At 69.9% G+C, this 11,665-nt stretch carries 11 protein-coding genes and 1 pseudogene; 2 read left to right on the plus strand and 10 right to left on the minus strand.

Annotation, left to right across the window (positions count from 1 at the left end; all coding sequences use genetic code 11):
• Nucleotides 1–5: 5 nt before the first annotated feature.
• The 6 genes and pseudogenes from tgmB to ACQEV2_RS40160 all read right to left on the minus strand — a co-directional run bounded on the left by tgmB (nt 6) and on the right by ACQEV2_RS40160 (nt 4,651).
• A complete protein-coding gene (tgmB, locus tag ACQEV2_RS40135; RefSeq protein WP_433053438.1) occupies nt 6–980 on the minus strand; it encodes an ATP-grasp ribosomal peptide maturase in 975 nt (324 codons plus the stop codon).
• Between the two features lie 16 nt (nt 981–996).
• Nucleotides 997–1,188 (minus strand): putative ATP-grasp-modified RiPP, encoded by a 192-nt coding sequence (gene tgmA / locus ACQEV2_RS40140; protein ID WP_433053441.1) that lies wholly within the window; start codon nt 1,186–1,188, stop codon nt 997–999.
• A 118-nt stretch (nt 1,189–1,306) separates the two neighbouring features.
• Nucleotides 1,307–1,603 (minus strand): DUF1232 domain-containing protein, encoded by a 297-nt coding sequence (locus tag ACQEV2_RS40145; protein ID WP_433053444.1) that lies wholly within the window; start codon nt 1,601–1,603, stop codon nt 1,307–1,309.
• Nucleotides 1,604–1,889: 286 nt separating this feature from the next.
• Nucleotides 1,890–3,065 carry a hypothetical protein gene (locus ACQEV2_RS40150; RefSeq protein ID WP_433053447.1) on the minus strand — a complete coding sequence of 392 codons (1,176 nt, stop codon included), beginning with the start codon at nt 3,063–3,065 and terminating at the stop codon, nt 1,890–1,892.
• A gap of 222 nt (nt 3,066–3,287) precedes the next feature.
• A complete protein-coding gene (locus tag ACQEV2_RS40155) occupies nt 3,288–3,785 on the minus strand; it encodes a lamin tail domain-containing protein (protein WP_433053450.1) in 498 nt (165 codons plus the stop codon).
• 102 nt (nt 3,786–3,887) lie between these two features.
• A pseudogene (locus tag ACQEV2_RS40160) lies at nt 3,888–4,651 on the minus strand (DUF1152 domain-containing protein).
• A gap of 103 nt (nt 4,652–4,754) precedes the next feature.
• On the opposite strand from ACQEV2_RS40160, the gene ACQEV2_RS40165 reads away from it, so the two are divergent.
• Nucleotides 4,755–5,498 (plus strand): methyltransferase domain-containing protein, encoded by a 744-nt coding sequence (locus ACQEV2_RS40165; RefSeq protein ID WP_433053453.1) that lies wholly within the window; start codon nt 4,755–4,757, stop codon nt 5,496–5,498.
• 66 nt (nt 5,499–5,564) lie between these two features.
• Here ACQEV2_RS40165 and ACQEV2_RS40170 read toward each other — a convergent pair whose 3' ends face one another.
• The 3 genes from ACQEV2_RS40170 to ACQEV2_RS40180 form a co-directional block, all read right to left on the minus strand.
• Entirely contained in the window at nt 5,565–7,907 is a 2,343-nt protein-coding gene (locus ACQEV2_RS40170; protein WP_433053456.1) for a hypothetical protein, read from the minus strand.
• Nucleotides 7,908–8,322: 415 nt separating this feature from the next.
• The gene (locus ACQEV2_RS40175) at nt 8,323–8,532 is read right to left on the minus strand and encodes a hypothetical protein (RefSeq protein ID WP_433053458.1); all 210 of its coding nucleotides are present in this window, start codon (nt 8,530–8,532) and stop codon (nt 8,323–8,325) included.
• Nucleotides 8,533–8,559: 27 nt separating this feature from the next.
• A complete protein-coding gene (locus ACQEV2_RS40180) occupies nt 8,560–9,117 on the minus strand; it encodes a CGNR zinc finger domain-containing protein (RefSeq protein WP_433053461.1) in 558 nt (185 codons plus the stop codon).
• Nucleotides 9,118–9,202: 85 nt separating this feature from the next.
• Between ACQEV2_RS40180 and ACQEV2_RS40185 the strand changes: the two genes are divergently transcribed.
• Entirely contained in the window at nt 9,203–10,075 is an 873-nt protein-coding gene (locus ACQEV2_RS40185; protein ID WP_433053464.1) for an alpha/beta fold hydrolase, read from the plus strand.
• Between the two features lie 143 nt (nt 10,076–10,218).
• Here ACQEV2_RS40185 and ACQEV2_RS40190 read toward each other — a convergent pair whose 3' ends face one another.
• On the minus strand, nt 10,219–11,583 hold the full coding sequence (locus ACQEV2_RS40190; RefSeq protein ID WP_433053467.1) for an FAD-dependent oxidoreductase: 1,365 nt from the start codon (nt 11,581–11,583) through the stop codon (nt 10,219–10,221).
• Nucleotides 11,584–11,665: the final 82 nt, after the last annotated feature.

Below are 11,665 nucleotides of genomic sequence, written 5' to 3' on the forward strand. Positions count from 1 at the left end.
CCCGCTCAGACGACCTTCGCGCTCGCCCCGTTGACATGCGACTCCTGCCCGGAAGCGGGCAGGGCGAGCCACTCGGCGATGGTGCGGGCGATCGGCTGCCCCGTATCGACCTCGATGAATCCGAACTGCCCCGACTGGTTGCACTCCAGGAACCACCAGGTCCCGTCCGCGTCCTCGACGAAGTCGAAGGCACCGTAGGCGAGTTCGGCCTCCCGCAGATAGGCGCGGACGGCCGCGGCGACGCGGGGCGCGACCTCGACGGGACGCCACGGCGCCCCGGATCCGTCGAAGCGGACGTCCACCTCGGCGTCGGCTTCGGCGGTCCTGCGGGCGGCCAGCAGCCGCTCGCCCACCGCGGTGAGACGGATGTCGGCCCGTTTGGCGACGCGCCGTTGCAGAAGGGTGGGACCGAACGCGACCGCTGAGAAGTCCGCGTCCGGGGCCACCCTGCTGGTCGGCACCGCCCGGGGCGGATCCTGCGGATGCGCGCCGGACACCGGCTTGACCACCAGATCGGGGTACCGCTCGGCGAACTCTCGGGCGGCCTGCGGGAACGTCGTGATCAACGTGGCCGGCACGGGCAGACCGCAGCGCTGGGCCAGCCGCAACTGCCAGGGCTTGTAACGGGCCCGGCGGGCCGCGTCGGGGTGGTTCATCCAGCGGGCGTCACAGCCGCGCAGCATGCCGTAGAGCGCCTGCCCGGCCTCCTCCGCCAGCCAGGCCGACGGCGCGGCCGCCCGGGCGGCGGGGGTCCCGGGCCTGCGCATCCAGACGGACCGCAGCCCGCCGATGCTCACCAGCCGTCCCGCGGCCGACAGATGACCGCGGAAGGCACCGTGCACATACTCGCCCGACAGGGCGACCCCACCGGTCAGGTCGGCGGGGTCGAGCCGGACCACCGGGACGCCGGAGGCGTTCAGGTGCACGACCACCATGTCCGCCGTCACATCCACTTCGCTGGTCAGAATCAAGACGGTCATCGACGTCGGCCTGTGTTCAGTCGTCGAAGTGAGTCTTCGAGCCCGCCGTGGATGTCGTGGTCCCCAGCTCCCGCAACAGCGCAAGATCACAAGCGGCTATCCGCCCGTCACGCAGCACGTTCAACTGCAGACCGGAGTCATAGACGTACGGAGCGGTGGCCTCCAACTCCGCTGCCGGCCGTGCATAGTTGAGCGCGAACGGTTGCATCGTCTCTCCCTCACAGGTGCTGCTCCGAACGAGCCTGGTCACCCGGCGCCGCCCCTCGGTCCGTCGACGCCCTTTGGTTTCCACTTACTTAAACGAATCGAACGCGTGGTTGGTTTCCTTACTTTCTGTAATCGACGGCGTCGGGCGGTCCGGTCTCGGGGGAACGGCGCAGGGTACGCAGTGCCAGCAGGAGCACGCCGATGTCGTCCAGATACACCGGATCGGGCACCAGATCGGCCGGCAGCACGAAGTACAGCAGAGCGCCCCAGAACACCCAGTGCGGCCCGGTCGGCAGCCCGGCGCGCTGCATCATGCGCCGTGTGCGCACGAGCCGCACAAGCACCCAGACGGCCACGGCGAGCAGGACGGCCGCGAGGGCCACGGCGGTGACGATCAGTGTGGTGGTCGACTCCACGGACCCTCCTTCTGCGGGGGTGCGCACCACACGCACTGCTGGTCGGATTCCCTCTTGCGGCGAACGCATTGCATGACGGCGGTCACCAGAGGCATCCCGTCACCCGTCAGGACGGAAGACGCGCAATCGGCCCGGCCACCTGCCTGGGCAGGTGCGTCAACCGTCCACACCTGCACTGGACGGAACCCACTCGACGCAGTACGCGCCCTGTACGAGTCCTTCGCAGCCGCCGTACGCACCCCGGCGCACGAGCCCACAGGCGGTTCCCGTGCTTCTTCCGCCCCCGCTAGCGGTCCGACGACTCCGGCTGCTCCTCGACGGCGCTGCCTTCCCCCGCGCCGTCCGCCTCGGAGGCGGGCTTGCGGGACCGGGCGGAGCTCTTGAGGCGCTCGAAGGTCCGGGTCAGCTGCTGAAGGGGGGACGCCGGCGGGTCCGCCGGTGGCCGGGGCGACGCCCCGCTCACGGTGTCGGCGGACTCCCGATAGGCGGCCAGCGCCGCGTGCGCCTGCTCGGCCGCCTCCCGGTACAGGTCGCGGGACTTCGTCATCGCCTCGAGCGCCTCGGCGTACATCGCCACGAGCTTGCGCTCACGGGCGAGCTCCTCCTCCAGCGTCAGCAGCCGCCAGTCCTCCCGCAGGGCGGTGACGGCCTCCTCGCCGCCGTCCGGCAGCGGTCGCCGCAGCGCGGCGAAGCGCGTCACGGCATGGATGAGCTCGGCCGGCTCCGAGCCGTCGAGGAAGACGGTGCGGACGGCGAAGTCGTCCACGTCGTAGTCCGACGGCACGGGAGTCCCGGGCAGCACCACGGCTCCTCCGCGCGGCACCTGCACGTCGAAGTCCCGCAGGGCCCAGTTCACGACGCGCAGCTGACTCGGCGCGGCCCGGTGCTCGACCACGCGGTGCCGCAGGCTCGGCGGCAGCATCCCGGCCAGGGGAACGCGGCCGCGCCGGTCCGGGGTCATGGCCTCGTGGACGACGACATGGATGCTCCAGCCGTCGCGGGCGGCGTCCCGCAACACGCGCCGTACGGCCTTGTCGTCCGACGGGAGCGGGTTGATGTCCCGCAGGCGCAGGTCCGTGACCGCCTCATGGTCCCAGGCCGCGTCCGGCTCCTCGGGCCAGAACATCGCGGCCGGCGAGGGCCACCGCGGGTCCCACGGGGCCTCCGCCTCCGCGGCCAGCACCCACTCCTGCCCGTCGTCGGAGCCCGGCTCGACGGTCAGCCGGGCCCGCACGGTCACCGACCCGGCGACCCGCCACCGGGCCTCGAAGATCTGCTGCCGGGCGCCCTCTGCCTCGGGCGCCTCCGGCGAGTCGTCCAGGAAGTCGTCGATGACCCCGCTGTCCTTGAGCTGCCGCAGACTGAGCCGGAGTACGTCTTCCGCAGCGGGGCCGAGGTGGCGGCCACGGGCCAACCACACCGAGGGCGGGGTCGTGGGGCGGGCGCTGGGGGAGCTGGGCATGAGTCCATCTGTGGCCGGGGGCACGTGCGCGTACCAGTATCGTCGCCGCAGGTGGATGCCGATCAGGCGGGGGTCCGCACACGGGGTGTGCACGCTCCGCACAGCTCAACTGCCGCTCACTCGTGGCCCGGACCACGTCCGGTCATGACAATGACTCGGTGAGCAGGACCCGCCCACCATCCGCATTGGGGCGGGTCCTGCTCACGCGCGGCCTGCGAACGGTCAGCCGTGGTACGTGATGTAGCCGTTCCCGTCCGGGTCGCTGCCGCTCTTGGTGTACGAGTGCAGGTCGGCGCCGGCGCCCGAGGGCTTGTAAAGCTTGATGGTGTCCTTGTCGTTGTTCCACATGAAGTTGCAGTTGTCGCGGTACACGACGTTCCCGCTGTCGGAGTCGGTGCCGTGGCCGCCCCGGAGCTTCACGTAGTCCCCGGGCTGCAGATAGTGGTTCGCGGTGAAGACGAATTTGTTGGTGCTGCTGGCGTCCCTCACGACGTAACCCTTGAGGTTCACGGTCGTGCTCGACGAGTAGTTCTTGATCGTCAGGTATTCCTCGTCGGTGTTGCCGGTGGAGCAGCTGTTGGAGTCGCGGCCGGGGGCGTCGTACTGGATGCCCTTGATCTTCAGCGCGGACGAGTACTCGGTGGCCTGGGCCGGTACGGCGGACAGTGCGGCGAGCGCGCCGACAGCGACGGCGGTTGTGGCGAAATGGCGTATGCGCATGGAGAAACATCCCCCCTGTGTGGAGCTTCTGTGAAGATCAGGAGTGTAGGCATCGCATGCGCGTGCTGGGGCGACTTCACCGAAATGTGAGACGCGGACGGGTCAGTGGCGGTAGGCCCGCGGTGGCCGCTGATGGGTCAGCTCGTCGCGGAACTCCGCGATGACGGAGCTGATCCGGCGCATGAGCGCGCTGTTCTCGAGCCGGTCGAGACAGAGATTGCGCCGGGCGAGGGCGGGCGCGTCGACGCTCGCTCGGTGAACCGTACGTCGCCGAATTCGCCCCGTACGGCTGCGGCGACGGAACCCTGCACGATGCTCGGGTGGTCCGGCATGCTTCGCTGGGCGTGCTCCACCGCGTCGAGACAGAGGCGCCCCTCGCGGCTGTCGCGCGGCAGCGAGAAGACGCCGAGGTAGCCGCCCTCGCGGTCCAGCGCGGCGAGGTTCTCCAGCACCAGGGATTGGCTGACTCCGTGACAGGCGTCCACCCCGAAGCCGAGACACGCCACCAGCCGCACGGGAACCTCGTCGAGCCCGGCCACGGCGGCGAGGCCGGCCATGTCCTCCTCCGGTGTGCCCAGGCCGTTCTCGTCACCGCGCATCAGGATGCCGGTCCCGCCGTCGACCAGCACGATGGCGTCCACGCCGCCCAGATGCGCCAGAAGCGCATGGTAGGCGGCCCTGAGCGGCCGGACGCCGGTGAGTGGGAACGCGTACACCGTGTCCGGCAGTCCCTGTCGGCCGAGCCGCTGCGCGAGGGCGAGCGGGACACCGGCGTACACGTCGAAACCGCCGCCCGCACCGGCGACGAGGACCCGCCGCGCATCGCGCAGCCGGGTGAGGAAAGGAGCCTCCAGAAGTGAGAACACCCGGGGACGCCAGGCGGCGATCACCGCTCCCCGCCACCGCTCGCATCGCGGATTTCTCCGGACAGCGAGGTTGTGACCGCGCCTGCCTCGCATACTTGCTGCCGTGGCCACCTATGACGCGCTCGGTGTGACGTATGCCCGGACCCGACGGCCTGATCCGCGGATCGCCGCGCAGATCCATGCCGCCCTCGGGGACGCCGAACACGTGGTCAACGTCGGAGCGGGCAGCGGCTCGTACGAACCACCGCAGACGGTCCTCGCGGTCGAACCCAGCCTGGTCATGATCACCCAGCGTTCGCCGGGAGCGGCCCCAGCGGTGGCGGCCGTCGCGGAACATCTCCCGCTGCGCGACAACGCCGCCGATGCCGTCATGGCCTTGCTGACCGTCCACCACTGGGCCGACTTGAGGGCCGGAATCGGAGAACTGCGCAGGGTTGCCCGCCGCCGTATCGTCGTCCTGACGTGGGACCAGCACATCTTCCGCGAGCGGTTCTGGCTCGTACGCGACTACCTCCCCGAGGCAGCCGCGTACGACGACACCCGCGCTGTTCCCACGGACCAGCTGATCGACCTGCTCGGCGGCGGACGCCAGGAACCGGTCCACGTCCCCCACGACTGCGCCGACGGCTTCGGAGCCGCATACTGGCGCCGTCCGCACGCGTACCTCGACCCGTACGTGCGCGCCGGGATCTCCATGCTGGCCCAGACCGGGGACGACGCGCTCACGCCGGGGCTGACCCGGCTCGCGGACGACCTGAAGACCGGCCGCTGGCACAGGCGTTATGCCGAGCTGCGCACGCTCGACACCATGGATGTCGGTTACCGGCTGCTCGTGACCGACCACTGACCACGTGCGCCGCCCGGGAACGGCGGCCGGCCGGGAGCGGCGGCCGGCCTGGTGACGGGCGATCTCTCAGGGCCGTGGAGTCTTCGCCATGTAAGAGAGAGCCAGTCGGATCTTGGTGAGGCCGCTGAGATCGACCTGGCGTGCCTGGGCAACGCCCGGTTCGATGGACAGCAGCCATTCCGTGGCGACGCTGCGGCGCCAGAACTCCGTCGGCCGGTTACCGGTGGGCGGCGCCGCTGCTCCGGCGGCGGTTTCGTCCCGTACCGCCACCTGTACGAATGTGCTCTGCGGCTGCAGATACTGGGTGACTTCGGTGCCGTTCTCGAGACGCTCGGTGCACCGCGGACCGTGGGTCACCACGACGGGGAAGGTCGGTGTCGCCGCGGTCACGCCGAAGAGGGTCACGGACGCCGCTATGGTCTTCGCCTCCCAGCGGGTTCCGGCCAGATCGCGGTTGTCGACCACGACGGCGACGGCCAGTTGCTGACGGAAGGCGGCCAGTTGAGCCGGGTCATCGATGGTGACGTAGTGCACGTCGTCCTTGAAGCCCGACAGGTCGTAGGCGTCGAAGGCGGCCGCCAGCGCGACGACGGTCAGTTCGGTGGTGGTGGCCAGGAGCCGGCTCTGGTATTCGGCGGGGTCGATGAGGTTCTGCTCGAAGTCGAGCTCGGTGTCGGGGTGCACGTGCCAGCGGTCCAGACGCAGCGCCGCCGACTGGTCCGCGCGCGTGTAGATTTCGACGGCGCGCGCTGCGCGGACCTGGCAGTCGAGGAAGATGTCGCCGTAGTGGCGCACCGCGGACAACAGCGACAACGCCGTCTCGCGCAGAAGTTTGGCATCGGACCGGGCTTGAGCGTGCAGCTGTGCGTAGGATGCGCGCTGCTGCATCACGCCTTGTGTGCGCAGGGTGGCGATCTCCAGCTGGCGCTGGGCCGACGCCACCCGGGCCTTCGCCGCAAGCGACTCCTGCAGGCGCAGGGCCAGGTCCTTGACCAGTTGTTTGAGTTCCGCGTCGCCGGTTGCCTCGTCGATGTCCTTGACGAACTTCGCGAAGCTGATGAGCACGGGAACACCCTTGGCCGCCCAGGCGTCGATGTCGATCTGCCCGTTCTTCTGGTGGCCTGCTGCGTCCTTCGCCCCTGACGCACGGATTTTCGAGAGCTCTCCTCCGGCCGTGATGGCCTCCTTGAGGACCTTCGTCTCGGCTTCGGAGCCACTGAAGTTGACGTTGCCGAGCGTCATCAGGTCGGGTATCGAGCCGATGATCTTGCCCGCGTGCTCGCCCAGGTATGCGCTGGCGATCAGCCCAACGAGCGCGAACAGGCCCACCACGACGACCCCGCCCCAGTCGATGGGCTCTTCCAACTCGGCCTTGCGATCCCGGGCCTCTTGGAGCGCCGCGGACCATCGTGCCTCGGCCGCCTTCTGCTCTGCCGTTGCGACCGTCAGGGCGAATTGTGCATCGGCTTGCGACGCCTCCAGGATCCTCATGGTGAAGTCCAGGGTTGCCAGTTGCACCTGCAGTTGAGCTTCGGTGAGCCCGGCAGCGCTGGTCGCGGTCAGCAGCGCCTTGGCGTCGGTGAACAGTCCTTCGATCCAGGGGCGGTCGGATTCGAGTCGCGCCCGGAAGCGTTCGAAGTCGGCGACGACATCGAGATTGCGGGCGAGGCCCAGAAAGTTGTCGCCGTTGAGGAACTGGGCCTTGAGGGCGGGTGCATCCGTGCGCAGGGGATCGGCGGCCGCGGCCAGCTGCAGGAGTTCGAGGATCGTGTCCGCCTCGGCCGAGGTGGGAGTTCCGCGGACCTGCCGGTAACGGAACGCCGCGGTACGGACCCACTGGCTTGCCGCGGTGAGCAGGTCATTGCCCCGCTCTTCACGGGCTTTTGCCCAGAGCTTGTCGGCGGGCAGCTGTTCGGCGAGGGCGGTGCCCGCAAGGCCGGTAGGTCCGGGCTGGCCGTCGGGTCCGTCCGGCGCCCCGGGCCGCTGCCGGCCCTGCGCGGTGGGGGCTCCCTTGCCTCCCTTTCCGCCCTTGCCCCCCGAACCCCCGGCGCCCCCGGACGCCGTGACCTGTGCGGGTACGCCGTCCGCCCAGAAGACCCTCGCCACGCCGCCCGCCCCGCCCGCTGCACCCGTCCCGCCTGGTTCCCCTGGCGTCGGGGGCTCGTACTCACGGTGCGGTTTGCCCCGGTCGTCGATCTCGATGGTGACGATCTCATCGACACCGGGTTTGCCGTCGAGGCCGGCGTTGCCGGCTCCGCCATCGGCCCGAACCGTGAGGGCTTGCCGCAGAACCCGGGCGTAGACCTGTGCCGAGCGCCCGGGGTGGCCGGCCTCAGCCGGCCGGTCAGCAGGTGAACCAGCCATGTCGACGGTGAGCCCCCGAGCGTCGCAGCTGTCCACGATCAACACGGGGTTCAACAGGTAGGAGGGCTCAGCCGGATCGCGGAGGTCGAAGACGTAGTTCGGAACGGCGGTGAGTGTGTGTACGGCGATGACGAGAGTGTCCCCTGACACGAGCCCGCGGAGCCGAGCGAACCGCAGCAGGCGCTGCTGAGTTGCGTCAGAGAGTTCGAGGGTCTCCCGGGCGTACAAGGCGGTCGTCATGACAGTCCCCCCTTGGGTCATCCGCACTCGTCCGGGCTCCGGGCGATCGGCGGGTGTCGAAAGTACCGTCGGCGACTCACCCGCCATAGGCGGAAAGCGCGCATCTCCTCACATGCTCAGTGAGGCCGGTAGACGGGACAGCATCCGCAGGCCGCGCGGACTACGGACAATGCCTGTCCGCCGTGTCAGCATCGGCAGCGAGCCCATCCGGGGGCGAGTCTCAGGCATGGCCCCCTCGCGGCCCGGCTTCCTGGAGGCGGGGGAAGAGCGGGTTCGCGGACGGCAGACTCTCCTCGACGGGAGTCACTTGCCCCGCGATCCGCGCGGCGGCGTCGGGGATGAAGGGGCGCAACTCGTCGGCCAGGACGCGGCAGGCTGTGACCAGCGTGGCGAGGATCGCGTCGAGGCGTTCCGCTGCGTTGGCGTTCACCCGGCGGCACGGTGGCGGCTCGTCCGGTCATCCGGCCTTGTGGCGCTGGTAGTGGCGGGCAACGCGCATTCGGTTGCCGCAGCGGGCGGCCGAGCACCAGCGGCGGCGCGGATGAGTGGGCAGGAAGAGCATCACGCAGTCGTCGGCCTCGCACTTGCGGATCCTGGTGACGGCCGGGTCGGCCAGCAGTTCGGCGGCGGCCTCCGCGAGGCAGGCGGCCAGGCGTCGGCCCGGTGAGCCGTCGCGTCGACGCGTGGCGGTCACCGTCGAGCCGTCCCACGCCAGTTCGTCGATCGCCGGCGCGGCACGCTGCGTCTGGTTGAGCGCCTCCAGGTCTGTGGCCATGGGCTCGTCGCCCAGGAGCAGGTGGTCGAGGGCCCGGGCGATGTGCTCCCGTACCGCCCGCACGGCGGTCAGGTCAGCCGCGGTGACCTCCTGCGGCACCTCGTCCGGGAGGCGGTCGGCCTGCAGGGCCCACCAGGCCCGCAGGTCGCGTGGCGTCGTGAGCGCGTCGCCGACGGAGGTACGGGTGTTGACCAGGTCCAGCGCCAGCGGTTCCCCGGTCAGCGGTACGAGATCACTCATAGAGCTAATGCTATATGGGCGCCTTGACGCGTTAGATCGGCGGCGGTTATACCTAATGCATCAATCGGCGATCAAAGGATTAGGCATGCTTGCGCCAGCCACCCGCGCTCTCCATCGCCACGTCGAGGTCGACGGCGTCCGCGTCTTCTACCGGGAGTCCCTCCCTGACCGGGCCGACGCCCCAGTACTGCTGCTCCTGCACGGCTTTCCGTCCGGTTCCCACCAGTTCCGCAGCCTCATCGACGTGCTGGGCTCGCACTACCGGCTGATCGCCCCGGACTACCCGGGCTTCGGGCACACCCAGGTCCCGGACGGCTTCACCTACTCGTTCGACAAACTCGCCGGCATCACCGAAGGGTTCGTCCGGCGCATCGGACTCGAGAAGTTCGTGATGTACGTCTTCGACTTCGGCGCCCCCGTCGGCCTCCGCATCGCCGAGCGCCACCCCGAGTGGATCGCCGGGCTGGTCGTGCAGAACGGCAACGCCTACGAGGAGGGCCTGTCGGACTCTGCCCGCGGACTCATCGGCCTGACCCCCGACACCCCTGGCGCCCAGGACGCCATCCAGGGCCTGCTCACTCTCGACGGCACCCGCGGCCAGTACGAGACCGGCGTCACCAGCCCCGACCTCGTCGCCCCGGACGGCTGGACCCTCGACCAGCACTTCCTCGACCTGCCGGGCCGCAAGGAGGCTCAGCAGGCACTGCTCTTCGACTACCGTTCCAACGTCGAGCGCTACGCCCACTGGCAGGCGTGGCTGCGCCGGCACACCCCGCCCACCCTCATCACCTGGGGGACCGGCGACCCCTTCTTCACCGAGGCCGGCGCACGCTCCTACCTGCGCGACCTGCCCGACGCCGAACTCCGCCTCCTCGACACCGGCCACTTCGCACTGGAGACCCATCTGCCGGAGATCGCCCCGCTGATCGCCGACTTCCTGGACCGCACGTGGAAGTGAGGGCGAGCAGGCGGTCCAGCCTCAGGCGGGCGAGGGCGAGCCCGGACGGGTCCTGGCGATGTGCGGTCCATCCGCCTGCGCGCGCCGACACGGGAGAGGGCCGGGGATGACATCCCCGGCCCTCTCGGTGCTCGCCAGTGTGCTTACGCGCCGCTCTCCCGGAGCATGTCCTCGCGCTCGACGATCTTCACGCGCTCACGGCCCTGCGGCTCGCCCAGCGCCTTCTCGGCGGCGTCCAGCTTGTACCAGCCGTCCCAGGTGGTGAAGCGGACCTCGCGCTCGGCGAGGAACGCCTCCACGGCCTCCGGCTCGGGCGAACCGGGCGTCTGCAGACGGCCGTTGGTGAAGTCGTCAAGCAGGTTGGCCACCGTCTCGTTCGCGTCGCCCTTGGTGTGGCCGATGAGGCCGACCGGGCCGCGCCGGATCCAGCCGGTGACGTACGTCGACTGCAGGTGCTCGCCGGACTCCTGGATGACCCGGCCGCCCTCGTCCGGGACGGTGCCGGTCTCGATGTCCCAGGGCAGCTTGGGGAGTTTGTCGGACAGGTAGCCGACCGCGCGGTAGACCGCGGTGACGTCCCAGTCCTTGAACTCGCCGGTGCCCTTGACGTTGCCGGTGCCGTCGAGGGCCGTGCGCTCGGTGCGCAGGCCGACGACCTTGCCGTCCTCGCCGAGGATCTCGGTGGGCGACTCGAAGAAGTGCAGGAAGAGCTTGTGCGGCCGGTCGCCGACGTCGCGGATCGCCCAGTTCTCCAGGGTCTTGGCGACCATGTCGGCCTGCTTGTTGCCGCGCCGGGTCTCGATCGAGCCCTCGTCGTAGTCGATGTCCTCGGGGTCGACGATGACCTCGATGTTGGGGGAGTGGTCCAGCTCGCGCAGCTCCATCGGGGAGAACTTCGCCTGCGCCGGGCCGCGGCGGCCGAACACGTGGATCTCCAGCGCCTTGTTGGCCTTCAGACCGTCGTAGACGTTCGGCGGGATCTCCGTCGGCAGCAGCTCGTCCGCCGTCTTGGCCAGGATGCGGGCCACGTCCAGGGCGACATTGCCGACGCCGAGCACGGCGACCTTCTCGGCATCGAGCGGCCAGGTGCGCGGCACGTCCGGGTGGCCGTCGTACCAGGAGACGAAGTCGGCGGCGCCGTACGACCCGTCGAGGTCGATGCCGGGTATGCGCAGCTCGCGGTCGGCCATCGCGCCCGTCGAGAAGATCACGGCGTCGTAGAACGCCCGCAGGTCGTCCAGGCTGATGTCGTTCGGGTAGTCGACGTTGCCGAAGAGGCGGATCTGCGGCTTGTCGAGCACCTGGTGGAGGGCCGTGATGATGCCCTTGATGCGGGGGTGGTCGGGGGCGACGCCGTAACGGATCAGTCCGAACGGCGCCGGCATGCGCTCGAAGAGGTCGATGGACACACCGGGTTCGGCGGCCACCTCGGATTTGAGCAGGGCGTCGGCGGCGTAGATCCCGGCGGGGCCGGCTCCGACGATGGCTACCCGCAGGGGGCGGGGCATGATCAGGTTCCCTTCGAGCGGCGATAGATCGACTCGACGGGAAGCCTAAACTAAGGCAAGCCTAAGTCGGTACGCGGGTCCG

This window comes from Streptomyces sp. CA-251387 (assembly GCF_050936625.1).
Lineage (GTDB): Bacteria > Actinomycetota > Actinomycetes > Streptomycetales > Streptomycetaceae > Streptomyces.

What these genes read in the sequence shown, in the direction of transcription:
- ACQEV2_RS40155 (WP_433053450.1), bottom strand. Translation starts at nt 3,785, where the DNA reads ATGCGCATACGCCATTTCGCCACAACCGCCGTCGCTGTCGGCGCGCTC.
- ACQEV2_RS40180 (WP_433053461.1), bottom strand. Translation starts at nt 9,117, where the DNA reads ATGAGTGATCTCGTACCGCTGACCGGGGAACCGCTGGCGCTGGACCTG.
- ACQEV2_RS40190 (WP_433053467.1), bottom strand. Translation starts at nt 11,583, where the DNA reads ATGCCCCGCCCCCTGCGGGTAGCCATCGTCGGAGCCGGCCCCGCCGGG.
- tgmB (WP_433053438.1), bottom strand. Translation starts at nt 980, where the DNA reads ATGACCGTCTTGATTCTGACCAGCGAAGTGGATGTGACGGCGGACATG.
- ACQEV2_RS40185 (WP_433053464.1), top strand. Translation starts at nt 9,203, where the DNA reads ATGCTTGCGCCAGCCACCCGCGCTCTCCATCGCCACGTCGAGGTCGAC.
- tgmA (WP_433053441.1), bottom strand. Translation starts at nt 1,188, where the DNA reads ATGCAACCGTTCGCGCTCAACTATGCACGGCCGGCAGCGGAGTTGGAG.
- ACQEV2_RS40150 (WP_433053447.1), bottom strand. Translation starts at nt 3,065, where the DNA reads ATGCCCAGCTCCCCCAGCGCCCGCCCCACGACCCCGCCCTCGGTGTGG.